Source organism: Streptomyces sp. NPDC048462 (assembly GCF_043200175.1).
GTDB lineage: Bacteria > Actinomycetota > Actinomycetes > Streptomycetales > Streptomycetaceae > Streptomyces.
Genome location: NZ_JBICXG010000008.1, coordinates 92,141 through 116,640 on the forward strand (window position 1 = coordinate 92,141; position 24,500 = coordinate 116,640).

Below are 24,500 nucleotides of genomic sequence, written 5' to 3' on the forward strand. Positions count from 1 at the left end.
GGCGCGTGCCCTACGCGCCGCACCCGGACCGCGAACGCCCCCGCGGATGCCTTAGGAGGCTCCGGGGGGCGCCGTACGCAGGGGTGTGAGTGCCTGTGCGCGGGGTCAGCTTCCCGCTGCGGGCGCCGCCGCCGTGGGCAGGGCGACGATGAGGTCGAAGTACATGCCCACGGCGACCAGCACGCCGATCACACCGAGTGCGATGCCGCCCTTGGCCACCGCGCGGACCCAGCCGGCCTGCGGGTGCGCGGACGGGGCGCCGAACGCGGGCCGGACCAGGACGTAGCAGCCGACCAGCAGGGCGACGAGGCCGAAGATCCCGTTGACCAGGGCGGTGGCGTGCCAGGCGTCGCCGTAGATCTCGGAGATCTGCTGGGCGGCCGAGCCACCGGACGACGTCTTGATCTGCCCGATCAGGGTCTCGCGCTCGGCGGCGACCCGGCCGCTCCAGGCTCCGCTGAGCGAGACGATGCCGAGGCCGACGGAGACGACGGCCGCCGCGGCGGTGCCGAGACCGGCGGACTCCTTGTCGGTGTCGGTGTCGTCGTCCAGGTCGAGGTCCAGGTCCGGGTCGTGCTCCGCTGCGTCCGGGTCGGCGTCCGCCCCGTCGCTGAGGTCCGCGGGCTCCGCGGACTCCGTGGGTGCCTTGTCGAGCCGCCCCGCCGTCTCGGACCGGTCCGCCGCGTCCTTGGTGCCGGCGGTGTCGGTGACGGCGTTCTCGGCCGTCTTCTTCTCTCCGTCGCCCTCGGCGACGGGAGCTGTGGGAGTAGTGGGAGTGGTGGGGTTCATTTCCCGCACGCTAGGCGTCCCGGATGAGAACGTTCTTAACGTCCTGCGGCCCTGACGTCCCGCGGCGGCCGGCAAGGCCTCGTCACCGTCTCGCGGCGGCCGGCACCGCCTCGCCGTCCGGGCTCGCGCCCGCCGCCGGGATCCGCGCACGCGGCGGCCGGCATCCGGGCGGCTCGATGCTGAGGCGCGGCAGCCTGCGGTCCAGCCAGCCGGGCAGCCACCAGTTCGCCCCGCCCAGCAGGTGCATCAGGGCGGGAACCAGCAGCGTGCGCAGGACGAAGGCATCCAGGGCCACGGCTGCGGCCAGCGCGATCCCGAACATCGCGATGACCCGGTCGCCGCTGAGCACGAAGGCGAGGAAGACCGAGATCATGATCACCGCGGCCGAGTTGATCACCCGGCTGGTCTCGGCGAGGCCGACCCGGACCGCCCGCCGGTTGTCGCCGGTCTCCAGCCACTCCTCGTACATCCGGCCGACCAGGAACACCTGGTAGTCCATGGAGAGGCCGAACAGCACGGACACCATGATGACCGGCAGGAAGGGTTCGATCGGGCCCGAGCTGCCCAGCCCGAGCAGTTCGCTCCCCCACCCCCACTGGAAGATCGCGACGACCACGCCGAACGAGGAGGCGACCGCCGCCACGTTCATCGCCGCCGCCTTCAGCGGGATGCCGACCGACCGGAAGGCCATCAGCAGGAGCAGGCAGCCGAGCCCTATGACGACGCCGATGAAGAGCGGGAGTTTCCCGATGATGATCTGCGCGAAGTCGTCGTAGCTGGCCGTCACACCGCCCACGTGGGTCTGGAGCGAGGTGTTGTCGGCCGCCTTCGGAGTTACGTCCGTGCGCAGCCGGTCGACGAGCGCGCTGGTCTGCCGGGATTGCGGCGCGGAATCGGGGACGACGGTGACGAACGCGGTGTCGCCGCTGGAGTTGTACGTGACGGGGTAGGCCCACGCGACTCCCTCGGTGCTCCGCAGTGTCGCGGGCAGCGCGTCCATCGCCAGCCGGTCGTCCGCGCCGTCCAGCCGCGCGGCGATGGTCAGCGGTCCGTTGACGCCGGGGCCGAATCCGTCTCCCAGCAGGTCGTACGCCTGCCGGGTGGTCGAGGACTTCGCGTTGTTGCCCTGGTCGGAGCTGCCCAGGTGCAGCGAGAAGGTGGGGAGCGCGAGGACGAGCATCACCGCCACCGCGATCCCGCCGAGCAGCTTGGGGTGCCGCTCCACGAAGGCGGACCAGCGCGCGGCGAACCCGGTGGGCGGCTCCGGCTGCGGGCCGTACCGGGCGAGCCGGCCGCGCTCGCGTCCGCTCAGCGCCCGCATGCCGATGAGGGACAGCAGGGCGGGCAGCAGGGTCACCGCGGCCGCCACGGTCAGCACGACGGTGAGCGAGGCGGCGACGGCGACACCGTTGAGGAAGCTCAGCCGCAGGATCAGCATGCCCAGCAGCGCGATGCAGACGGTGGCCCCGGCGAATACGACGGCGCGTCCGGTCGTCGCGACCGCGTACTGGGCCGCCTCGGGGACGCTCATGCCGCGCCTGAGCCCTCTGCGGTGCCGGGTGACGATGAAGAGCGCGTAGTCGATGCCGACGCCGAGCCCGACGAGCATGCCGAGCATGGGGGCGAAGTCGGCGACGGTCATCACGTGCCCGAGCAGCACGATGCCCGCGTACGCCGTTCCGACGGAGACGAGGGCGGTGGCGATGGGCAGCATGCTGGCGGCGAGCGAGCCGAAGGCGAGGAAGAGCACGACGGCCGCGACGACGACCCCGATGGCCTCGCTGAGGTGCACGGCGGGCGCCTCGGTGAGGGCTATGGCCGAGCCGCCCAGCTCGACCCGCAGGTGTTCGCCGGAAGCGGCCTTCGCGGTGTGGACGACCGCCTCGGCCTGCTCCGGCGGTACGTCGTCGGCCTGCCGGTCGAAGGTGACCGTGGCGTAGGCGGTACGCCCGTCCGAGCTGATCTGGCCGGCGCCTGCCTGGGTGTAGGGCCCGCTGACGGCTCCGACGCCGGGCAGTTGTCCGACCGCGTGCAGGGTCCTGGTCATCACGTGTTCGACGTCGGCCGCCCGCACGGTGGAGTCGTCGGTGTGCCAGACGATGGTGTCGGTGTCCCCGCCGAGATTCGTGAAGCCGCTCTTCAGCAGCGCGGCGGCCTGGCCGGATTCGGTGCCGGGTGCCTCGTAGTCGTTCGTGTAGGAACTGCCCGCGATGGCCGCGCCGGCGGCCGTGCCGCCGAGGGCCAGCAGCCAGATGAGGACGGCGACGAGGCGGTGTGCGATGCACCAGCGGGCGATGGCAGCCAAGGGACGAGCTCCCTGCGGGTTCGTGGTCTCTGCGGACGGCTCGACAGAACCGTCCGCAGGAGAACGCATGACCTTGAGAACCGTCACTCTGACAGCCAACTGTGATCTTTTGCCCGATTCGTGGCCTTACTCACAGGCGTCGGATCCGCATATGGGCGACATGGCTTCGGCCATCCGGGCCCGACGCAGTGAGCGGGGGCCGGTCCGGCCCCTCGGCGGGGTCAGCCCGGCTTGACCGCCCGTGTCGCGAAATAGTGCGACATGTAGTCAGCGGATGCGTCGGACTGGTGCGGCGCTTCCACGAAGCCGGTGAGGACGAATCCCGCGGCGAGTTGCCCGCCGATCTGGCCGGTGAGGATGTGGCTGTACTCGAGAGCGGCATCCGCGCCGAACTTCGTGGCGCGTTCCTCGGCGGAGTACTGCGTGACATCGCTGTAGGGCAGCTTGTGCACGACGACCAGCTCGCCGCGCTCGTCGAGCGCCTCGTGATCGAACAGGTACACATCAGGGTTGAGGAAACCCACGAGGAGAGTTCCACCCGGTCGCAGGACTCGGAAGGACTCACGCCACACCGCTGCCGGGTCCGGTACGAACTGGTTGGAGACCGGATGGAACACGACGTCGAACTCGGCGTCGCCGAAGGCGCTGAGGTCGCGCATGTCGCCCAGGACGGTGCGCAGCTCCAGTCCGTCGCGCGCCGCGACCGTCCGGTCCTGGCCGAGCTGGCGAGGTGAGTTGTCGAATACGGTGACGCGCGCCCCCGCGGCGGCGAGGACCGGCCCCTGCTGGCCACCTCCGGAGGCCAGGCACAGCACGTCCCTGCCGGTCAGGTCCGCCGGCAGCCATGAGCGGTCGACCGGCTCGTGCCCGATGAGAACGATCGACCAGTCGCCCGAACGGGCGCGCTCGACCTCCTCGGTACTCACCGGCCTCGACCACTCGTTGCCCTCGTGCACGTACTTGTCCCAGGCGGCCCGGTTGTGGGCAACCGGGTCGACAACACCGTCCTGCACGTCCTACTCCCTGCTACGGGCGGGCGGTCACCTGCGGTACTGACGGTTCGGTGCCGCCCAGGGCTGTCCCGTAGCCAACACGACCGCGGGCGCGGGCTCAACGAAATTGTCCTCGGGCCGGCGGCCGGTGATCCCGGTGCGCGGGCACGCGGGGTTCCCCGGCCACCGGGCAGGTGTCAGACCCCGATGACCCGCAGCGCCCCCCAGAGCGCGAGCGTCGACACCGCCAGCGTCGCCGGTACGGTCAGCAGCCCGAGCCTGGTGAAGTGGCCGAGCTCCGGCGGCTCGTCGTGGGTGTGCAGGATGCGGCGCCACAGCAGGGTGGCGAGCGAGCCGACGTAGGTGAGGTTCGGCCCGAGGTTCACCCCGATCAGCGCGGCCAGCAGCGGGCCCGGACCGGCCGCCGCGACGACCGGGAGCAGGGCGAGGATCGCCGGCAGGTTGTTGATCAGGTTGGCGAGCACCGCCGCGACGGCGGCCACCGCCAGCAGCGCGCCCAGCGAGGAGCCCTCCGGCAGAAGGCGGGCGATACCGGTGCCCAGGCCGTGATCGACGACCGCCTTGACGACGACGCCCAGCGCCAGCACGAACAGGCAGAACGGCACGTTGGCGGAGTGCACCAGGCGCTTCGCGGTGGTCTCCCGCTTCACCAGCGCCCGGACCGCCAGCACGGCGGCGCCCGCCAGCGCCGCCCACAGCGGCTCCGCGCCCGCGAACGAGGTCACGACGAATCCGCACAGGGTCAGCAGGAGGACGACCAGGGTGAAGACGGGCAGCCCAGGCCGGCCCCCGTCGGGCTCCGGCGGGTGCGCGCCCGCCGCCAGATCAGCCGCGAAGAACCGGCGCAGGATGACGTACTCGACGGCGATCGCCGCCAGCCACGGCAGCGTCATCAGGGCGGCGAAACGGGTGAAGGAGAGGCCGCTGGCCGTGAACGCCAGGAGGTTGGTCAGATTGGAGACGGGGAGCAGCAGCGACGCGGAGTTGGCGAGGTGCGCGCAGGCGTACACGTACGGGCGCGGGCGGGCTCCGACGCGGGCGGCGGTCGCGAGGACGACGGGGGTCAGCAGGACCACGGTGGCGTCCAGGCTGAGCACCGCCGTGATCACCGAAGCGACGACGAAGACACCCGCGAGCAGTGGCCCGGTCCGCCCGCCGCAGGCGCGGGCGACCAGGTCGCCGGCGGCCGTGAAGAGTCCCTCGTCGGCGCAGAGCTGAGCCAGCACCAGGATCGCGGCGAGGAATCCGACGACCGGCAGCAGGTCGCCCACCTGGGCGCGGGCCTGCGGCCAGGAGACCGCGCCGAGCGCGATCACGAGCACCGCGGCGGGCACGGCGACGGTCGCCTCCGGCAGACCCCTGGGGCGTACGACGGCGAACGCCAGCACCCCCAGCAGGAGGGCGACGGAGACGATCTCGGCGGTGACGGTGTTCAGCGGACTCTCTCCGGAGCGGTGAAAGGGGCGGTGCGCCGGGCAGGAACCGGCGCACCGCCCCCTCGGGACGAACGGGAAGGGCTCAGCCCGTCACGCCGAGCTTCTCCAGGATCAGCTCGCGCACCCGGGCCGCGTCCGCCTGGCCACGAGTGGCCTTCATGACGGCGCCGACCAGGGCGCCGGCGGCGGCGACCTTGCCGCCGCGGATCTTGTCCGCGACGGCCGCGTTGCCCGCGATGGCCTCGTCGACCGCCGTGGACAGCGCGCCCTCGTCGGAGACGACCTTCAGGCCGCGCTTCTCGACGACGGTGTCCGGGTCGCCCTCGCCCGCGAGGACACCCTCCAGCACCTGACGGGCCAGCTTGTCGTTGAGGTCGCCCGAGGCGACGAGTTCGGCCACCCGGGCGACCTGCACCGGGGTGACGGGCAGCTCGTCGAGGCCTCGGCCGGTCTCGTTGGCGTTACGGGCCAGCTCGCCCATCCACCACTTGCGGGCCTGGTCCGAGGGCGCGCCCGCCTCGGTCGTGGCGACGATCAGCTCGACCGCGCCCGCGTTGAGGATGGACTGCATGTCGTGCTCGGACGCACCCCACTCCTCCTTGAGCCGTGCGCGGCGCAGCCGGGGCAGCTCGGGAAGCCCGCCCCGCAGCTCCTCGACCCATTCCCGGGCCGGGGCGACCGGCACCAGGTCCGGCTCCGGGAAGTAGCGGTAGTCCTCGGCGTTGTCCTTGATGCGGCCGGCCGTGGTGGAGCCGTCCTCCTCGTGGAAGTGCCGGGTCTCCTGCACGATCGTGCCGCCGGAGTTCAGCACCGCGGCGTGGCGCTGGATCTCGAAGCGGGCGGCGCGCTCGACGGAACGCAGCGAGTTCACGTTCTTCGTCTCGGAGCGGGTACCGAACGCCTCGCGGCCGTGCGGGCGCAGCGACAGGTTCACGTCGCAGCGCATCTGGCCCATCTCCATGCGGGCCTCCGAGACGCCGAGCGCCTTGATGAGCTCGCGGAGCTCGGCGACGTACGCCTTGGCGACCTCGGGTGCCCGTGCGCCCGCTCCCTCGATCGGCTTGGTGACGATCTCGATGAGCGGGATGCCGGCGCGGTTGTAGTCGAGCAGGGAGTGGGACGCGCCGTGGATACGGCCGGTGGCGCCGCCGACGTGGGTCGACTTGCCGGTGTCCTCCTCCATGTGGGCGCGCTCGATCTGCACCCGGAAGATCTCCCCGTCCTCCAGCTGGACGTCCAGATAGCCGTCGAAGGCGATCGGCTCGTCGTACTGGGAGGTCTGGAAGTTCTTCGGCATGTCCGGATAGAAGTAGTTCTTCCGGGCGAAGCGGCACCATTCGGCGATCCCGCAGTTCAGCGCGAGACCGATCTTGATGGCGGACTCGACGCCGATCTCGTTGACGACCGGCAGCGCGCCGGGCAGCCCGAGGCAGACCGGGCAGGTCTGCGAGTTGGCGTCCTGCTTGAGCTCGGTGGAGCAGCCGCAGAACATCTTGGTCTTGGTGCCGAGCTCGACATGGACTTCGAGGCCCATGACGGGGTCGTACGTCGCGAGGGCGTCCTCGTACGACTCCAGGTCAATGACAGCAGTCACGGTGAAAACTTTCCCTCTCAGCCCAGCAGGACGTCATCGTCGCCGAGACGCTTCAGTTCGCGATAGAGGATCGCGAGGCCGGTGACGATGGCGGCGGCGGACACGGCGGCGTCGATCAGCCGCAGTGTGTCGTTGTCCTGGCGGGCCATCTTCACCTGCTTGAACACGCTGAGCGCGCCGAAGGCGGTAGTACCCATGGACACGTACGCGCCGGTCTTGGACTTCTTGAAGTTCTTGGCCTTCTTAGCCATTGCGCTCATAGCGACGGAGCCTCCTCAAGCAGTGGGTGCCCCCACTTTTCCACGAAGGCGGCCTCTACGGCGGCTCCGACCTTGTACAGCCGGTCGTCCTTCATGGCGGGGGCGATGATCTGCAGCCCGACCGGCAGGCCGTCCTCCGGCGCCAGGCCGCAGGGCAGCGACATGGCGGCGTTGCCGGCCAGGTTGGTCGGAATGGTGCACAGGTCCGCGAGGTACATCGCCATCGGGTCGTCGGCGCGCTCGCCGATCGGGAAGGCGGTGGTGGGCGTCGTCGGGGAGACGATGACGTCGACCTGCTCGAAGGCCTTCTCGAAGTCCCGCGTGATCAGCGTGCGGACCTTCTGCGCGGAGCCGTAGTACGCGTCGTAGTAGCCGGAGCTGAGCGCGTACGTACCGAGGATGATGCGGCGCTTGACCTCGTCGCCGAAGCCGGCCTCGCGGGTGAGCGCGGTGACGTCCTCGGCGGACTTCGTGCCGTCGTCCCCGACCCGCAGGCCGTAGCGCATGGCGTCGAAGCGGGCGAGGTTCGAGGAGCACTCGGACGGCGCGATCAGGTAGTACGCCGAAAGGCCGAGGTCGAAGGACGGACAGTCCAGCTCGACGACCGTGGCGCCGAGCGACTTCAGCAGCTCGACCGACTCGTTGAAGCGCTGGACGACACCGGCCTGGTAGCCCTCGCCGGAGAACTGCTTGACGACCCCGACGCGCATGCCCTGTACGGAGCCGTTGCGCGCGGCCTCGACGACCGGCGGGACCGGGGCGTCGATGGAGGTCGAGTCGAGCGGGTCGTGTCCGGCGATCGCCTCGTGCAGCAGCGCCGCGTCCAGGACCGTGCGGGCGCAGGGGCCGCCCTGGTCGAGGGAGGAGGAGAAGGCCACCATGCCGTAGCGGGAGACGCCGCCGTAGGTGGGCTTGACGCCGACGGTGCCGGTGACGGCGGCGGGCTGGCGGATCGAGCCGCCGGTGTCCGTGCCGATCGCGAGCGGGGCCTCGAAGGAGGCCAGCGCGGCCGAGGAGCCGCCGCCGGAGCCGCCCGGGATGCGGGTGAGGTCCCACGGGTTGCCGGTCGGGCCGTAGGCGCTGTTCTCGGTGGAGGACCCCATGGCGAACTCGTCCATGTTGGTCTTGCCGAGGATGACGACGTCGGCGGCCTTGAGCCGCTTGGTGACGGTCGCGTCGTAGGGCGGGACCCAGCCTTCGAGGATCTTCGAGCCGACGGTGGTCGGCATGTCCTGCGTGGTGAAGATGTCCTTGAGCGCGAGCGGGACGCCGGCCAGCGGGCCGAGCTTCTCGCCCGCGGCCCGCTTCGCGTCGACGGCACGGGCCTGCGCGAGGGCGCCCTCGCGGTCGACGTGCAGGAAGGCGTGGACCTTCTCGTCGACGGCCTCGATCCGGGCCAGGTGGGACTCGGTGACCTCGACGGCCGTGAGCTCGCCGGAAGCGATCTTCGCGGCGGTCTCGGCAGCGGTGAGCTTGATGATGGTGCTGATGTCCGTCATGGCTTTTTAGTCCTCCCCCAGGATCTGCGGCACCTTGAAACGCTGCTGCTCCTGGGCCGGGGCGCCGGAGAGCGCCTGCGCGGGGGTGAGCGAGGGACGGACCTCGTCCGCCCGCATGACGTTGGTCAGCGGCAGCGGATGGGAGGTCGGCGGTACGTCTTGGTCGGCGACCTCGGAGACGCGGGCGACCGCGCCGATGATGTCGTCGAGCTGACCGGCGAAGTGATCGAGCTCTTCGCCCTTCAGCTCCAGACGCGCCAGCCGGGCGAGGTGGGCGACCTCCTCGCGCGTGATGCCAGGCATGCAGCGATCCTCAGGGGTTGGTGTGCGGTTTTGGCCGGGGGCCGGCGTCACATTCCCACCGTCCGTCCGAGGGACGGGCCGCGCGGCGTCCGGTGCGTGCGATCGCAAGGCGCCGGAGCGCCCTCGTGGCGGAGCCACGTGGGCGTTTCGGCAACGCGGCGAGCGTGCGTGCCAGGCGTCGCGCGGCAGGTGGAAATGTGCCGCCGGCCCCCAATCCTATGGGGTCCACGGCCGGGCCAAATCAAGCCCGTCCGGCGATTGAGGACAAAGCGGCCGCCGGGCGTCTCCGGCTCCCGTCATCGCGGCCCCGACCCCGCGCTCCGCCCTACGTCATCGCGGCCCCGACCCCGCGCTCCGCCCTACGTCATCGCGGCCCCGACCCCGCGCTCCGCCCTACGTCGTCGCGGGCCGCGAGTCCGCCGTCCGCCCGGACGGCCGCTGCTCCAGCTCGGGCGTCGCTGCGGCGGTGACGGACGCGGCCGCTGCCGCCGCGGCGGCCGCCGCGGCCAGCTCCGCGGGCCGCCGCCACCCGTGCTCGCTGCGCGCCCGCAGCCAGGCGGTCGTCTCCTGCGGCGGCATCGCGGCCGCCACCAGCCAGCCCTGCACCGCGTCGCAGCGCAGGTCCCGCAGCCGCTCCCAGGTCTCGTCGTCCTCGACGCCCTCCGCGACGACCAGCAGGCCGAGCGAATGCGCCAGGTCGATCGTGCAGCGGACGATCTCCGCGTCCTCGTGGTCGATGGCGAGCCGGGCCACGAAGGACCGGTCGATCTTGAGCTCGCTGACCGGCAGCCGGCGCAGGTGGACGAGGGAGGAGTATCCGGTGCCGAAGTCGTCCAGGGACATCTTCACGCCGTGCCCGGTCAGCCCGGCGAGCGTGTCCGCGGCCCGCTGCGGGTCCTCCAGCAGGACGTGTTCCGTTATCTCCAGCTGGAGGGCGCCGGCCGGGACGCCGTGCCGGGCCAGCCGGGCCGCGACACCGCCGGCGAACCCGGGGGTGTGCACATCGCGCGGGGAGACGTTGACCGCGACCGGGACGAACAGCCCCTGCGCCCGCCATCTGGCGACCTGGGCGAGCGCCGTCTCCAGTACGTACTCGGTGAGGTGCGGCATCAGCCCGGACGACTCCGCGATGGCGATGAACTCGTCCGGAGGGACCCGGCCCCGCTCGGGGTGCACCCAGCGGACCAGCGCTTCGAGGCCGGCCACCTGTCCGTCGAAGCGGACCTTGGGCTGGTAGTGCAGCTCGACCTCGCCCGCGTCCAGCGCGCGCCGCAGGTCACCGAGGAGCCCGAGCCGGTCGGGGGTGTTGCTGTCGCGCTTCGACTCGTACACCTCGACGCCCGTGCGGTCCCGCTTGGCCTGGTACATGGCCACGTCCGCCCGGCGCAGCAGCCCCTCGGCGTCCAGCGCGTGGTCGGGGTGGACGGCGACACCGGCGCTGGCCTCCAGCACCAGGGTGAGCCCGTCGAGGTCCAGCGGGGAGGAGAGCGCGGCGACCAGATGGCGGGCGACGCGCATGGCGCTGGTGGTGGAGTCGGCGGCCGGCAGCAGGACGGCGAACTCGTCGCCGCCGAGCCTGGCCACCTCCGCGCCGCGCGGCAGGGCGAGGCGCAGCCGGTCCGCTATCTGCAGCAGCAGCCGGTCCCCGGCCAGATGGCCGAGGGTGTCGTTGACCGCCCGGAAGCGGTCGAGGTCGATCAGGACCAGGCCGACCCGGCTGCCCACGCTCTCGGCCTCCTCCAGGGCCGTCCAGGTGCGTTCCAGCAGCCACTGGCGGTTCGGCAGTCCGGTCAGCGGGTCCCGCAGCTGCTCCTCGGCCCTGGCACGGGCGATCCAGAGCGTCGAGTCGAGCGCGATGAGCGGGACCGCGAAGAGCGGCAGCAGCACCGGCATGGCCATGGCGACGACGCAGATCAGCGGTGCGATGCCGAGCAGCGCGACCGCGACGAGGCCCTGGCGCAGCAGTGCGGTTCGGGCGGCCGTCGGCAGCCCGCCGCCCTGGGGCGAGCGGGCGTACCAGAGCAGCACCCGGGTGACGAGCAGATAGGTGGAGGCGGCGAGGAGGACTTCCGGGATGACGTCGATGCCCCAGTCGAGTGGCTGCCAGGGCGACTCGACGGTCTGCACCTCACCGAACGCGGCCATGACCAGTGCCGCCGCGCCCACCCCCAGGATGTCCACCGCGCCGTGCAGCAGCCCCTGCCACCAGCGGTGCCTGCGGGCCATCCCGACGAGCACGACCACGACCAGGCTGACCAGTCCGGCGGGCACCCAGCCGTAGAGCAGCAGCACGGCGAGCGTGAGGGCGGCCCCGGAGCCGGTGCCGCCCCACCAGCGGTCGCGGCCGAGCGCGACGAGGTGACCGACGACGATCCCGGTGAGCACGGCGAGCGACCAGCCGGCCTTCCCGTCGGGAAAGAGCGCGTGCCCGCCGCTGACCGTCCGGTAGAAGCCGGTCGCGAGCTGGACGGTGGCGAGGGCCACGACGACAGCGCCCACCTTGTGCGTGAGTCCGGCGAAACCCTGCAGCCGCGACACCGGTGCGGCGTTCTCGGTCGGTTTCATTCCGTCCCTCTCACAGCCGGCGGTGCCGATGTCACCTGATGGTTCCGTTCCCTGCCACCACGCGCTGCACACCCGGTGACCGGGCGCCGCGGGCGCATCCCTCAACAGTAGGCCGCAGAAGGCTTCCAGGGGCAGCGGTCTACATCTCTTGCCCGAATGCGAACCGACCGTCCGTCAGCATCTGCTATGCGCCGACCGGGTGAATCCGGGCGTACGCCCACGACTCCCCGCACCGGGGCCCGGCACCGCTCCCCGCCGCTACTCCCCGGCGTCCGTCCCGCCCGTCGTCCCGGCCTCCGTCGCGGACTCCGCGTCCGTCTCCGCCCCGGCCGAAACCGCCGCCTCGCGCGCCGCGTCGGGTCCGTCCGCGAGCAGTACGGCGAAGCCGTCCTCGTCCAGCACGGGCACCTTCAGCTGCACGGCCTTGTCGTACTTCGAGCCGGGGTTGTCACCGACCACCACGAAGGAGGTCTTCTTCGAGACGGAGCCCGTGACCTTCGCCCCGCGGCTCTGGAGGGCCTCTTTCGCGCCATCCCTGGTGTGCGTGGCGAGCGTGCCGGTGACGACGACGGTGAGTCCTTCGAGCGGCCTCGGCCCCTCCTCCTCGCCGGCTCCCTCGTCCGCCATCCGGACCCCGGCCTCCCGCCACTTGCGCAGGATCTCCCGGTGCCAGTCCTCGGCGAACCAGGCCTTGACCGAGGCGGCGATGATCGGCCCGACCCCGTCGGCGTCGGACAGCTCCTGCTCGGTGGCCTCGTCGATCCGGTCGATGGACCGGAACTGACGGGCCAGCTCCTGCGCGGCGACCGGCCCGACGTGCCGGATCGAGAGCCCGGTGAGGATGCGGGCCAGCGGGGCCTCCTTGGCGGCCGCGATGGCGTCCAGCATCGCGACGGCGTTCTTCTTCGGCTCGCCCTGCTGGTTGGCGAAGACCAGCGCGGTCTTCTCCTCCCCCGTCCTCGGGTCGCGCTTGGGCAGCCCGCTGTCCATGTCCAGGACGTAGGCGCGGATGGGCAGCAGCTGCTCGACGGTCAGCCCGAACAGATCGCCCTCGTCGCGCAGCGGCGGGTCGGCGGGCTCCAGCGGGCGGGTCAGCGCGGCGGCTGCGACATAGCCGAAGTGGTCGATGTCCAGGCACTTGCGGCCAGCGAGGTAGGCGACGCGCTCGCGCAGCTGGGCCGGGCAGGAGCGGGCATTGGGACAGCGGACGTCGATGTCGGCCTCCTTCATGGGCCGCAGCTCTGTGCCGCACTCGGGGCACTCGGTGGGCATGACGAACGCCCGCTCGGTGCCGTCGCGGAGGTCGACGACCGGCCCGAGGATCTCGGGGATCACGTCGCCCGCCTTGCGGAGCACCACCGTGTCACCGATCAGGACGCCCTTGCTCCGCACCACGTTCTGGTTGTGCAGGGTGGCGAACTCGACCTCGGAGCCGGCCACTTCGACCGGTTCGACCTGCGCGTACGGGGTGACGCGGCCGGTGCGGCCGACGCCGACGCGGATGTTGACCAGCTTGGTGTTGACCTCCTCCGGCGCGTACTTCCAGGCGATCGCCCAGCGCGGGGCCCGCGAGGTTGAGCCGAGCCGGCCCTGCAGCGGGATCTCGTCGAGCTTGACGACGACGCCGTCGATCTCGTGCTCCACCGAGTGCCGGTTCTCGCCGAAGTAGGCGATGAACTCCCTTACGCCTTCGAGGGAGTCGACCACCTTGTTGTACTTGGCCGTGGGCAGGCCCCAGGCCTGGAGCAGCTCGTAGGCGTGCGAGAGGCAGTCGATGTCGAAGCCCTCGCGGGCGCCGATGCCGTGGACGACCATGTGGAGCGGGCGGCTCGCGGTGACCTTGGGGTCCTTCTGGCGCAGCGAACCGGCCGCCGCGTTGCGCGGGTTGGCGAAGGGCTTGTCGTCCGCCTCCACCAGCCGGGCGTTCAGCTCCTCGAAGCCCTCCATCGGGAAGAAGACCTCGCCGCGGATCTCGACGAGCGCCGGGACGTGGTCGCCCTTCAGCCGGTGCGGGATCTCCGCGATCGTGCGGACGTTGGGCGTGATGTCCTCACCGGTGCGGCCGTCGCCGCGGGTCGCGGCCCGGGTCAGCAGGCCGTTCTCGTAGGTGAGGTTGACCGCCAGGCCGTCGATCTTCAGCTCGCACAGGTAGTGGTAGCCGGTGGCGCCCACGTCCCGGGCGACGCGCTCGCCCCAGGTGGCCAGCTCCTCGTCGTCGAAGGCGTTGTCCAGGGACAGCATCCGCTCGCGGTGCTCGACGGAGGTGAACTCGGTCCGGTAGGGCCCCGCGACCTTCTGCGACGGCGAGTCGGGCGTGCGCAGCGGCTGATACGTGTCCTCCAGTGCCTCCAGCTCACGCATCAGCCGGTCGAACTCGGCGTCGCTGACGACCGGCTGGTCGTTCACGTAGTAGCGGAAGCGGTGCTCCTCCAGCTGCTCGGCGAGGAGTGCGTGCCGCTCCCGCGGCTCCGCGGGCACCTCGGTACGTGCCTCGGGCGGCACCTCGGTACGTGCCTCCACCGGCCCTGCCGTCTGCTCTTCGCCGGCCATCGTCCCGTCCTCCCGTTACCCAGTGCCCCGTTACTCAGGGTTGTCTGCGAGCGATCTCGCCGCCCGGCCGCAGTGGGCGAGCGCGGCCCGTGCGTACGCGGGCGACGCACCCGCGAGGCCGCACGAGGGAGTGATCACCACGGACTCGGTCAGAGTCCCCGGATTCAGCCCCAGCCTGCGCCACAGCGTCCTGACACCCATGACGCTACCGCCCGGGTCCGACAATCCGTCCGAGGCCGGGTCGGTGCCCGGCACCACCCCGAGGAACAGCTGTGTACCGCCCTCGACGGCCTCCCCGATCGCCTCCTCCTCACGCTCGGTGAGCAGAGAGAAATCAAACGAGATGCCGTCCGCCCCGGCCCGGCGCAGCAGGGCGAACGGGACCTCTGGCGCGCAGGTGTGGACGAGCGTCGCGCTCTCGCCGGCTGCGCTCAGCACCTCGCGCAGGGTGGATTCGACGAGCTGACGGTCCACCGCCCGGTAGGTGCGGTAGCCGCTCGCCGTCCTGACCCGCCCGCGCAGGACGCCGGTCAGGGACGGTTCGTCGAGCTGGAGGAGCACCCGGGCTCCGGGCATCCGCCGCCGTACCTCGGCGAGGTGGTCGCGCAGCCCCTCCGCCAGCGATCCGGCCAGGTCGCGGCAGGCACCCGGGTCACCGAGCACGGCCTCGCCGCCCCGGCGCTCCAGGGCGGCGGCCAGCGTCCAGGGCCCGACGGCCTGCACCTTGAGCGGGCCCTCGTAGCCCTGGGTGAACTCCTCCAGCGCGTCGAGGTCCTCGCCCAGCCAGGAGCGGGCCCGGCGGGTGTCGCGCCCCGGCCGGTCGCTGATCCGCCAGCCGCTCGGCTCGACGTGGCCGTACATCTCGACGAGCAGCCCGATGGTCCGCCCGATCATGTCCGCGCCCGGCCCTCGTGCGGGCAGTTCCGCCAGGTACGGCACGCCCTGGCCGTCCCCGAAGGAGCCGGTGACGGTCTTCGCCGCCTCCCGGGCGTCCCCTCCGGGCATCGAACCGATTCCGGTGGCCGGGCAGTCCCTGAACTTGCTCTTCTCGCTCACGCGGGAAGCCTACGGGCGTTCCCGGCCCGTGCCGTCAGCGGCCGGGGCGCACCGTGAGGTCGTTGACCTCGGCGTCGCGCGGCAGGTCGATCGCCATCAGGATCGTGGTGGCGATGGACTCCGGGTCGATCCAGCGCTCGGCGTCGTACTCCTTGCCCTCCTGCTGGTGGACCTTGGCCTGCATGGGGCTCGCGGTGCGCCCGGGGTAGACGGTGGTCACCCGGACCCCGTTGCCGTGCTCCTCGTGGCGCAGCGAGTCGGCCAGCGCCTTCAGCCCGTGCTTGCTCGCCGCGTAGGCGCTCCACTCGGCGTGGGCGGCGAGCCCGGCGCCGGAGTTGACGAAGAGGACGTGGCCCTCGGCGACGCGCAGCTGCGGCAGGAAGAGCCGGGTCAGCTCGGCCGGGGCGACCAGGTTGGCGTTGAGCTGGAGGTGCCAGGCCTTGGGCGTGAGCTCCCCGACCCGGCCGAGTTCGACGACGCCCGCGATGTGCATGAGCGAGTCGAGCCGCTCCGGCACCGGCTGCTGGGCGAAGGCCCAGGAGAGCCGGTCCGGGTTGGAGAGGTCGCCGACGATCGTGCGGGCGCCGGGGTGCATCGCGGCGAGTTCCCTGGCGCGGCCCGCGTCACGGGCCAGGAGTACGAGATCGTCGCCGCGCTCGGTGAGACGGCGGGCGACTGCTGCGCCGATGCCGGAACCGGCGCCGGTGATGAGGTGAGTGGACATGCCCCCATCGTCGCACCCGTCACATCACGCCCTTCACGTCACCACCGGCACATCACTGCAGGCCGGACCACTCCTCCAGGTAGGCCAGCGCGCCCACGCCGTCCTTCGCGAAGAACACCAGGTCGGTCAGCGGGAGGGGCAGGAAGCCCTCGTCCTCCATGCGCTGGAACTGCTGGCGCAGGCCGTCGTAGAAGCCCGCGGTGTTGAGCAGCACGACCGGCTTGGTGTGCTTGCCGTGCTTCTTGAGCTCCAGGATCTCGGTGGCCTCGTCGAGCGTCCCGGTGCCGCCCACCATGATCACGACGGCGTCGGACTTCTCCAGGAGGAGGGCCTTGCGCTCCGCGAGGTCGCCCGCGATCACCATCTCGTCGGCGTTGGTACGGGCCTTGGCGGCCAGGAAGTCCACCGAGACCCCGACCAGCTTCCCGCCGGCCTCCTGCACCCCGTCGGCCACGACCTTCATCAGCCCGCTCTCGGAGCCGCCCCAGACCAGGGTGTGTCCGCCCCGGCCGATCAGTTCGGCGAACTCGCGGGCGGGACGGGTGTAGCGCTCGTCGAGGTCGGCGGCGGAGAGGAATACGCAGATCTTCATGGCCTCCACGGTAGAACCCGCCACCGACAGCCGTGCCGCCGGGGAAGAAACGGGCGTGCCGCACCGCTGAAACACACATGACTGCCACCCGAGGACACCTCATCACCGTTGAGCCCGCCGCCGAGCACGTTCGCGTGGTCCGCGACGGTGTACTGCTCGCGGAGAGCCGGCGACCGCTCGTCCTGCGCGAGACGGGCTGTCCGGCGCGGTACTACCTGCCCCCCGAGGACGTCCGCACCGAGCTGCTGACGGCGTCGGACACCCGTACCCACTGCCCGTTCAAGGGGGACGCCTCCTACTGGTCGCTGCCGGACGCGGCCGATCTCGTCTGGGCGTACCCGGAGCCCAAGGAGGAAGTCGCCGCGATCAAGGACCACTTCTGCTTCTACGACACCGAGGCCGTCCCGTCCTGACCGCTGACCTGCCGTCAGCACCCGCGGTGAGCTGCGGTGAAGAGAAAGCTCAAAACTTCTTCGCGTCCGGCGATGAGTTTCCGGGCGGCCCGCAGTCCACCTTCACATGGACAAGACTCTCTCCCGCGACGGCACCCTGATCGCGTACCGGTGCCGGGGTGAAGGACCGCCGGTGATCCTGGTGGGCGGGGCCCTGGCCACGGCCGCGACCGAGGCCCCGCTGGCGCGCCTGCTGGCGCCGCGCTTCCACGTCGTCACCTACGACAGGCGCGGCCGGGGCGACAGCGGGGACAGCGGTCCGTACGCGGTGGAGCGCGAGATCGAGGACCTGGGCGCGGTCGTCGCGGCGGTGGGCGGCCGCCCCTCGGTGTTCGGCGTCGGGGCCGGCGGCGCGCTGGCCCTGGAGGCGCAGGCCGCCGGGCTCCCCGTCGGCATGCTCGCGGTCTACGAGCCCCCGTACACCCCCGGCCCGGCCGGGCTGCTGTTCAAGGCGGACTGCACGGAACGCCTGCACCGGCTGCTGTCCGCCGGGGACCGGGACGGGGCGGTGGAGCTGTTCCTGGCCACGACGGGCGTCCCGGCCGATCTGATCGCCAGGATGCGGAGTGCGCCGCTGTGGCGGAACCTGGAGTCGATGGCGCACACCCTGGCGTACGACGACGCGCTGCTCGGCGACGGCGCGGTGCCGGAGGGACGGTTCGCCTCCGTCACGGCACGGACCCTCGTGGTCGTCGGCGGCTTCAGCACGGACTTCGCGAGGACGGCGACCCGGCTGCTGGCGGACGCCCTCCCCCGGGGCCGCCACCGCACGCTGACGGGCCAGACCCGCGAGCTGGCCCCGCAGGTGATCGCGCCGGTGCTGGCGGAGTTCTTCGCCCGGAACGTGTACGCGGGCCAGGCGTCCTGAGAGCACCTCGCCGACCGCGTCCGGGGCACGCGACCGGAACGCGGGCCGGGGGCCGAGAGCACTCCGCGCGGCCACGCCCGTACAGGGGTCGGGCGTTTCCGCGCGGGGTACTGACGTGGTGCGGCGCTGCCGGTCAGCCCGCCGCGGCCGTCTCGCGGCGCACCGTCGTCGCGATCGTCGCGGAGCCGACCACCCGGGTGCCGTCGTACAGCACGACCGCCTGGCCGGGGGCCACGCCTCGCACCGGCTCGGTGAACGAGACGTGGAGCGTGCCGTCGGTGAGCTCGGCGCTCACCTCCGTCTCGCCGCCGTGGGCGCGCAGCTGGGCGGTGTACGTGCCGGGGCCGGACGGCGGGGTGCCGCACCAGCGGGGCTTGATCGCGGTCAGGGCGGTCACGTCGAGGGCCTCGACGGGGCCGACGGTCACCGTGTTGTTCACCGGGGAGATGTCCAGGACGTAGCGCGGCTTGCCGTCGGCCGCGGGGTGGCCGATGCGCAGGCCCTTGCGCTGGCCGATGGTGAAGCCGAAGGCGCCCTCGTGGGTGCCGAGCTTGGTGCCGGACTCGTCGAGGATGTCGCCCTCGGCCGTGCCGCCCAGGCGGTCGGCCAGGAAGCCCTGGGTGTCGCCGTCGGCGATGAAGCAGATGTCGTGGCTGTCGGGCTTCTTGGCGACGGCCAGGCCCCGGCGCTCGGCCTCGGCGCGGATCTCGTCCTTGGTGGTGAGGGTGTCGCCGAGCGGGAACATGGCGTGGGCGAGCTGGCGCTCGTCCAGGACGCCCAGCACATAGCTCTGGTCCTTGGCCATGTCGGAGGCGCGGTGCAGCTCGCGGCTGCCGTCCGCGGCGAGCACGACCGTGGCGTAGTGGCCGGTGCAGACCGCGTCGAAGCCCAGCGCGAGCGCCTTGTCGAGCAGCGCCGCGAACTTGATCTTCTCGTTGCAGCGCAGGCACGGGTTGGGCGTGCGGCCGGCCTCGTACTCGGCGACGAAGTCCTCCACGACGTCCTCGCGGAAGCGTTCCGCCAGGTCCCAGACGTAGAAGGGGATGCCGATGACGTCCGCGGCGCGGCGGGCGTCGCGGGAGTCCTCGATCGTGCAACAGCCCCGGGCTCCGGTCCGGAAGGACTGCGGGTTCGCGGAGAGGGCGAGGTGCACGCCGGTCACGTCGTGGCCCGCCTCGGCGGCGCGGGCCGCGGCGACGGCGGAGTCGACACCGCCCGACATGGCGGCGAGGACACGGAGGGGGCGCTGGGAAGTCTGAGTCATAGCTCCACCAGGGTACGGGGCGACGGGAACCGAACGCTCCTGGATATGCGTTGTCGAACACATGGGGACCAAGGGCACGAATGGCACCGAGGGCTCGGGCACCGGCATCAGCCGCCGCTCGGTGCTGATCGGTGGCGTCGTCACGGCGGCCGGCACGGCGGCGCTCGCCCGCGATCAGCTGAAACGTGCCTGGTGGCGGCTGCCGGGCGTGGAGAAGCCCCGCACGCCGGGCGCGGTGGACTACGCGCGGGCCGAGTGGACGGCGGCGTCCCCGTCGAACTGGCGGCGGGCGGACCGCCCCGACGACTACGGCGTCGACCGGGTCGTCATCCATGTCACGCAGGGCAGCTTCCAGAGCGCCGTCAAGGTCTTCCAGGACCCCCGGCACGGGGCCGCGGCGCACTACGTGGTGCGCAAGGACGGCCATGTGACGCAGATGATCCGCGAGCTGGACGTGGCCTTCCACGCGGGCAACCGCTCCTACAACGAGCGCAGTGTAGGCATCGAGCACGAGGGCTTCGTGGACCGCCCGCAGGACTTCACGGCGGCGATGTACGCGGCGTCCGCCCGGCTGACCGCCGCGATATGCGCGCGGTACGGAATACCGGTGGACCGGAAGCACATCATCGGGCACGTGGAGGTGCCGGGCGCCGATCACACGGACCCCGGGAAGCACTGGGACTGGGACCGCTACATGAAGCTGGTGCGGGCGGCGCGGCACTGAGGCGCGCCGCCGGCCTTCAGCTGAGCCCGGCCGTCCTGGCCCGTTCCACCGCGGGTCCGATGGCCCGCGCCACCTCGTCGATGTCCTGCTTGGTCGTGGTGTGGCCGAGCGAGAAGCGCAGGGTGCCGCGCGCCAGGTCCGGGTCGGTGCCGGTGGCGAGCAGCACGTGGCTGGGCTGGGCGATCCCCGCCGTGCAGGCGGAGCCGGTCGAGCACTCGATGCCCTGGGCGTCCAGCAGCAGCAGGAGGGAGTCGCCCTCGCAGCCGGGGAACGTGAAGTGCGCGTTGGCCGGGAGCCGCCCGCCGGGGGCCGGGTCGCCGCCGAGGACGGCGTCCGGGACCCGCGCCAGCACGGCCGCCGCCAGCTCGTCGCGCAGGCCGCCGGTCTCCCGGGCGAAGTCCTCGCGTCCGTCGGCGGCGAGCCGTCCCGCGACGGCGAACGCCGCGACGCCGGGCACATCGAGGGTGCCGGAGCGCACATGGCGCTCCTGACCGCCGCCGTGCAGCACGGGCACGGGGGTGAAGTCGCGGCCCAGCAGCAGTGCGCCGACTCCGAACGGGCCGCCGATCTTGTGAGCGCTGACGGTCATCGCGGCCAGTCCTGACCGGGCGAAGTCGACCTCCAGCTGACCGAAGGCCTGCACCGCGTCGGCATGCATCGGAACGTCGAACTCACGCGCCACGGAGGCCAGTTCACGGATCGGCATGATGGTGCCGATCTCGTTGTTGGCCCACATCACGGTGATCATCGCGACGTCGTCGGGGTTGCGGACCAGCGCCTCGCGCAGCACGTCCGGGTGGACGCGCCCGTAGCGGTCGACGGGGAGGTACTCGACGGTCGCGCCCTCGTGCTCGGCCAGCCAGTCCACGGCGTCGAGCACCGCGTGGTGCTCGACGGGACTGGCCAGCACCCGGGTACGGCGGGGGTCGGCGTCGCGGCGGGCCCAGTACAGGCCCTTCACCGCGAGGTTGTCCGCTTCGGTGCCGCCGGAGGTGAGGACCACCTCACTGGGGCGTGCGCCGAGGGCGTCGGCGAGGGTCTCTCTGGACTCCTCGACGGTACGGCGGGCCCGGCGCCCGGCGGCGTGCAGGGAGGACGCGTTGCCGGTGACAGCGAGCTGGGCGGTCATCGCCGCGATCGCTTCCGGAAGCATCGGGGTGGTCGCGGCGTGGTCGAGGTAAGCCATGGTGGGCTCGATTCTACGAGCCTGCGGCGGGGCACGGAGCGGGCGCATGGCGCCTTCGTACCCGCACACCGCGAAATCAGTGCCACGCGCACCGCGGAATCGGTGCCGGGTACACCGTGATTCCGGTGACCGCGCACCGCGATCGCGCTCCGTCAGCCGCCGAAGCTCCAGCCGACGGCGCCGTCCCCGGTGACGAGGAGGGCCAGAACCACCAGGTCAGCGACGCCGAGCGCGAGCCCCAGCAGGGCGCGGCCGCGACGGGCGGTGGAACGGGCCAGGGCGATGACCGCCATCACGATGGCCGCCGGGCCCAGCAGGACGTTCATCACCAGCAGTCCGACGAGGCCGAGGACGAACGAGGCGACCGCGAGGGCGTCGGCCTCCCGCGCGGACCGGCCCCGCGTGGACCGGCGCGTGGACCGGACGGAGCTGTCGGCGGCGTGGGCTTGGACGGGGGCGTCCGGCCCGGTGCCTTCCGTCGCGGCGGAGCGGCGGCCGAGTGTGGTGAGTGTCATGGTGCGGACTCCTTCGGGGTGGATACGGGCGGCTGCGACAGGGCGGCGGCGTTCGTCACCTGGAGCTGCGCCGCGCGCCCAGCCGCTCACGTACGGCGAAGACCAGCAGCCAGCAGCCGATGAGGGCGCCGAGGACGAGCGTCAGCGGCAGCGGCATGTGGGTCACCGCTCCCAGCACGATCCCCAGCAGGAGCAGGGCGACGACGAGGACGATCATGGCCGGCCTTTCCGAGTTGAGAGCACGAGTGTTCACTGACTTGTCAGTCTAGACCCGCTCAGCACTTCCCCACCCCGGAGAACAGTTGTTTACTGAATGGCATGAGTCACACCGCCGGTATCCGCCAGGCCCAGAAGCTGAAGACGCGTCAGGCACTGCTCGACGCCGCCCTCGGGCTGCTGGAGGAGCAGAGCCTGAGCAGCCTGGGGCTGCGCGAGGTGACCCGCGCGGGCGGTGTCACGCCGACGGCCTTCTACCGGCACTTCGACGACATCGCCGCCCTCGGGGTGGCCCTCGTCGAGCAGACGCTGGGCAGCCTGCACGGAATGATCGGCGCGATCCTGGCCGAGACCGGCGACAGCGAGGTGCGGCTGGACCGCAGCGTCGGCCTGATAGCGCGTCATGTCCGGGAGCAGCCCGCCCACTTCCGGTTCATCGCCCGCGAGCAGCACGGCGGCGTCGGCCCGGTCCGCGAGGCCATCGCGGCCCAGCTGCTGCGGTTCACCGAGGAAGTGGCGGCGGCCCTCGCCGGGGAGCCGGAGTCGCGGGGCTGGAGCGAGGAGGACCTGCTGATGCTGGGCGGCCTCTACGTCGACCACATGGTGATCACCGCCTCGGCGCTGCTGGACGCGGGCCCGGACGGCGGGCGTGCGGTGGCCGAGGTGGCCCGGCGCCGGCTCCGCCTGGTCACGCTCGGCCGGCGGCACTGGCTGGACGGCAGCCCCTCCGCCCCCTGCCCCCTGCCCCCTAGGCTGGCCCGCATGAGCGACGACACCTGGGTCCTGGACCGCACGTTCCGCAGCTCCGCGGGGGAGGTCCGCTGGGCCGCCCTGGGCGGGGCCGGGGCGCCGCCGGTGGTCCTGGTGCACGGGACGCCCTTCTCCTCGTACGTCTGGCGCGGGGTGGCCCGCGCACTGGCCCAGGACCACCGGGTCTTCGTCTGGGACCTGCCCGGGTACGGCGCCTCCGCCCAGTACGAGGGCCAGGACGTCTCGCTCGGCTCCCAGGCCCGGGTGCTCACCGAACTCCTCGGCCACTGGGAGCTCTCCGAACCCGCCGTGTTCGCCCATGACTTCGGCGGCTGCGTCGCCCTGCGCGCCCATCTGCTGCACGGCGCCCGCTACCGCCGGCTGGCGCTGGTGGACCCGGTGGCGCTGGCCCCCTGGGGCTCACCCGCCTACCGCCTGCTCGGCGGACACCCGGAGGTCTTCGGGCAGTTGCCCCCGGCGCTGCACCGTGCGCTGGTGCGCGAGTACGTGAGCTCGGCCAGCCACCCCGGCCTGCGTCCGGCGGTCCTGGACCGGCTGGTCGCGCCCTGGTGCACCGAGGCCGGACAGCCCGCCTTCTACCGCCAGATCAGCCAGAACGACCAGCGGTTCACCGATGAGATCCAGCACCGCTACGGCGAGATCGAGCCGCCGGTACTGATCTGCTGGGGCACCGAGGACACCTGGATCCCGGTCGGACGCGGCCATGAACTGGCCGCCCTCGTACCGGGCTCCGAGCTGCGGCTCATCGAGGGGGCCGGACACCTCGTGCAGGAGGACGCCCCGGCGGAGCTGACCGCCGCGCTCACCGGCTTCCTGCGGACGCCCCCGGCTCCCCGTACAGCGCCGTGACGGCGGCCGCGTGCGCGGCGACCACCGTGCGCGCGGCGGGCGGTGCGAGTACCTCGACATTCGGGCCGAAGGAGAGCAGGGAGCGCGCCCACTCCACCGATTCCACGGCGAGTTCGGCCCGCAGCCACTCACCGTCCCGCTCCTCGGGCCGGGGCTCCCCGGTGAGCACGGCCGCGTTCAGCCGCAGGAACAGGTCCAGCCGGGAGCGGTGCACCCGTACCAGCAGGGTCACCTCCCCCCGCCGCTCCTCCACCTGACGGCGCAGCACCTCCCACACCTGGGCCAGTTCCACGCCGGGTCTGCGCACCACCGGCTCGTCGGTGAGGACGGCCCGCCGCACCCGGTCCGCGCGAAAGAGCCGGGGCTCCCCGTCCCGGTCCGCGACCAGGTACCAGACGCCCGCCTTCACCACCAGGCCGTACGGATCGACGGTGAGGGTGCGCGCGGTCCGCGTACCGCTGTGCCGGTAGCGCAGCCGCAGCCGCCGGTCCGTGAACACCGCGTCGTGCAGCTCGGCGATGTCGACGGTGCCGCGCGGACCGCTCATCCAGCGCACCGGGTCGACGAGGATCCGGCGGCTGGTCAGCTCGGCGGCGGGCCGGTGCGGGGCGGGGAGCGCCGCCATCACCTTGCGCAGCGCGGAGCCGATCGCCGCGTCGAGCCCGAGCGCCCGGTGCGCGCCGTCCGCCGCCGTGACGAACAGGGCGCGCGCCTCGTCGGCGGTCAGCCCGGTGACATCGGTGCGGAACCCGGGCAGCAGGGCGATACCGCCGTGCCTGCCGCGTTCCGCGTAGACGGGGACGCCGGACGCGGAGAGCGCCTCGACGTCCCGGTAGATGGTGCGTACGGAGACGTCCAGGCGCTCCGCGAGCTCGGGCGCGGGGACCGGGCCACGGGTCTGGAGCAGCAGCAGGATGGAGAGCAACCGGTCGGCCTTCACCGCACCAGCATCTCCCGGCCCGGGCCCTC

The 24,500-nt window shown here is 72.3% G+C and carries 22 protein-coding genes and 1 pseudogene; 5 read left to right on the top strand and 18 right to left on the bottom strand.

Annotation, left to right across the window (positions count from 1 at the left end; all coding sequences use genetic code 11):
- Positions 1-105 precede the first annotated feature (105 nt).
- From ACGFU6_RS16165 to ACGFU6_RS16225, 13 genes are all read right to left on the bottom strand, one after another.
- Positions 106-789 (bottom strand): hypothetical protein, encoded by a 684-nt coding sequence (locus tag ACGFU6_RS16165; RefSeq protein WP_393611337.1) that lies wholly within the window; start codon positions 787-789, stop codon positions 106-108.
- 82 nt (positions 790-871) lie between these two features.
- Positions 872-3,094 carry an MMPL family transporter gene (locus tag ACGFU6_RS16170; RefSeq protein ID WP_393611338.1) on the bottom strand — a complete coding sequence of 741 codons (2,223 nt, stop codon included), beginning with the start codon at positions 3,092-3,094 and terminating at the stop codon, positions 872-874.
- Between the two features lie 221 nt (positions 3,095-3,315).
- Positions 3,316-4,107: a class I SAM-dependent methyltransferase gene (locus ACGFU6_RS16175; protein ID WP_393611339.1), complete on the bottom strand. Its 792-nt coding sequence runs from the start codon at positions 4,105-4,107 to the stop codon at positions 3,316-3,318.
- A gap of 176 nt (positions 4,108-4,283) precedes the next feature.
- Entirely contained in the window at positions 4,284-5,543 is a 1,260-nt protein-coding gene (locus ACGFU6_RS16180; protein WP_393611571.1) for an SLC13 family permease, read from the bottom strand.
- A gap of 82 nt (positions 5,544-5,625) precedes the next feature.
- Positions 5,626-7,137 (bottom strand): Asp-tRNA(Asn)/Glu-tRNA(Gln) amidotransferase subunit GatB, encoded by a 1,512-nt coding sequence (gene gatB / locus ACGFU6_RS16185; RefSeq protein WP_393611340.1) that lies wholly within the window; start codon positions 7,135-7,137, stop codon positions 5,626-5,628.
- Positions 7,138-7,154: 17 nt separating this feature from the next.
- A complete protein-coding gene (locus ACGFU6_RS16190; RefSeq protein ID WP_148020961.1) occupies positions 7,155-7,397 on the bottom strand; it encodes a hypothetical protein in 243 nt (80 codons plus the stop codon).
- Positions 7,394-8,896, bottom strand: coding sequence for an Asp-tRNA(Asn)/Glu-tRNA(Gln) amidotransferase subunit GatA (gatA, locus tag ACGFU6_RS16195; RefSeq protein WP_393611342.1), 1,503 nt, complete (start codon positions 8,894-8,896; stop codon positions 7,394-7,396). Before gatA ends, ACGFU6_RS16190 begins: the two co-directional genes overlap by 4 nt.
- A gap of 6 nt (positions 8,897-8,902) precedes the next feature.
- Positions 8,903-9,199, bottom strand: a complete 297-nt coding sequence (gene gatC, locus ACGFU6_RS16200; RefSeq protein ID WP_003966094.1) for an Asp-tRNA(Asn)/Glu-tRNA(Gln) amidotransferase subunit GatC — start codon at positions 9,197-9,199, stop codon at positions 8,903-8,905.
- A gap of 393 nt (positions 9,200-9,592) precedes the next feature.
- Positions 9,593-11,764, bottom strand: a complete 2,172-nt coding sequence (locus tag ACGFU6_RS16205) for a putative bifunctional diguanylate cyclase/phosphodiesterase (protein ID WP_393611344.1) — start codon at positions 11,762-11,764, stop codon at positions 9,593-9,595.
- 258 nt (positions 11,765-12,022) lie between these two features.
- A complete protein-coding gene (ligA, locus tag ACGFU6_RS16210; protein WP_393611345.1) occupies positions 12,023-14,314 on the bottom strand; it encodes an NAD-dependent DNA ligase LigA in 2,292 nt (763 codons plus the stop codon).
- A gap of 30 nt (positions 14,315-14,344) precedes the next feature.
- Positions 14,345-15,370, bottom strand: a complete 1,026-nt coding sequence (locus ACGFU6_RS16215) for a methionine synthase (protein WP_393611347.1) — start codon at positions 15,368-15,370, stop codon at positions 14,345-14,347.
- Between the two features lie 34 nt (positions 15,371-15,404).
- Entirely contained in the window at positions 15,405-16,094 is a 690-nt protein-coding gene (locus ACGFU6_RS16220; protein WP_393611349.1) for an SDR family oxidoreductase, read from the bottom strand.
- 52 nt (positions 16,095-16,146) lie between these two features.
- Positions 16,147-16,686, bottom strand: coding sequence for a TIGR00730 family Rossman fold protein (locus ACGFU6_RS16225; RefSeq protein ID WP_123523401.1), 540 nt, complete (start codon positions 16,684-16,686; stop codon positions 16,147-16,149).
- A gap of 77 nt (positions 16,687-16,763) precedes the next feature.
- Between ACGFU6_RS16225 and ACGFU6_RS16230 the strand changes: the two genes are divergently transcribed.
- Both ACGFU6_RS16230 and ACGFU6_RS16235 read left to right on the top strand, forming a co-directional pair.
- The gene (locus ACGFU6_RS16230; protein ID WP_393611351.1) at positions 16,764-17,099 is read left to right on the top strand and encodes a DUF427 domain-containing protein; all 336 of its coding nucleotides are present in this window, start codon (positions 16,764-16,766) and stop codon (positions 17,097-17,099) included.
- A 106-nt stretch (positions 17,100-17,205) separates the two neighbouring features.
- On the top strand, positions 17,206-18,006 hold the full coding sequence (locus ACGFU6_RS16235) for an alpha/beta fold hydrolase (protein ID WP_393611353.1): 801 nt from the start codon (positions 17,206-17,208) through the stop codon (positions 18,004-18,006).
- Between the two features lie 133 nt (positions 18,007-18,139).
- Here ACGFU6_RS16235 and mnmA read toward each other — a convergent pair whose 3' ends face one another.
- Positions 18,140-19,270 carry a tRNA 2-thiouridine(34) synthase MnmA gene (gene mnmA / locus ACGFU6_RS16240; protein WP_393611355.1) on the bottom strand — a complete coding sequence of 377 codons (1,131 nt, stop codon included), beginning with the start codon at positions 19,268-19,270 and terminating at the stop codon, positions 18,140-18,142.
- Positions 19,271-19,331: 61 nt separating this feature from the next.
- On the opposite strand from mnmA, the gene ACGFU6_RS16245 reads away from it, so the two are divergent.
- Entirely contained in the window at positions 19,332-19,994 is a 663-nt protein-coding gene (locus tag ACGFU6_RS16245) for an N-acetylmuramoyl-L-alanine amidase (protein WP_393611357.1), read from the top strand.
- Positions 19,995-20,010: 16 nt separating this feature from the next.
- On the opposite strand, the gene ACGFU6_RS16250 is transcribed toward ACGFU6_RS16245, so the two are convergent.
- From ACGFU6_RS16250 to ACGFU6_RS16260, 3 genes are all read right to left on the bottom strand, one after another.
- The gene (locus ACGFU6_RS16250; protein WP_393611573.1) at positions 20,011-21,180 is read right to left on the bottom strand and encodes a cysteine desulfurase family protein; all 1,170 of its coding nucleotides are present in this window, start codon (positions 21,178-21,180) and stop codon (positions 20,011-20,013) included.
- Positions 21,181-21,332: 152 nt separating this feature from the next.
- Positions 21,333-21,695, bottom strand: a complete 363-nt coding sequence (locus tag ACGFU6_RS16255) for a DUF4190 domain-containing protein (protein ID WP_393611358.1) — start codon at positions 21,693-21,695, stop codon at positions 21,333-21,335.
- 55 nt (positions 21,696-21,750) lie between these two features.
- Positions 21,751-21,948 carry a hypothetical protein gene (locus ACGFU6_RS16260; protein WP_393611591.1) on the bottom strand — a complete coding sequence of 66 codons (198 nt, stop codon included), beginning with the start codon at positions 21,946-21,948 and terminating at the stop codon, positions 21,751-21,753.
- A gap of 65 nt (positions 21,949-22,013) precedes the next feature.
- Between ACGFU6_RS16260 and ACGFU6_RS16265 the strand changes: the two are divergent.
- Both ACGFU6_RS16265 and ACGFU6_RS16270 read left to right on the top strand, forming a co-directional pair.
- Positions 22,014-22,628: pseudogene (locus ACGFU6_RS16265) on the top strand (TetR family transcriptional regulator); the annotation flags it as partial.
- Positions 22,629-22,673: 45 nt separating this feature from the next.
- Entirely contained in the window at positions 22,674-23,531 is an 858-nt protein-coding gene (locus tag ACGFU6_RS16270) for an alpha/beta fold hydrolase (RefSeq protein WP_393611574.1), read from the top strand.
- Here ACGFU6_RS16270 and ACGFU6_RS16275 read toward each other — a convergent pair.
- Positions 23,485-24,471 (bottom strand): helix-turn-helix transcriptional regulator, encoded by a 987-nt coding sequence (locus tag ACGFU6_RS16275; protein WP_393611359.1) that lies wholly within the window; start codon positions 24,469-24,471, stop codon positions 23,485-23,487. The genes ACGFU6_RS16270 and ACGFU6_RS16275 overlap by 47 nt on opposite strands.
- Positions 24,472-24,500 lie beyond the last annotated feature (29 nt).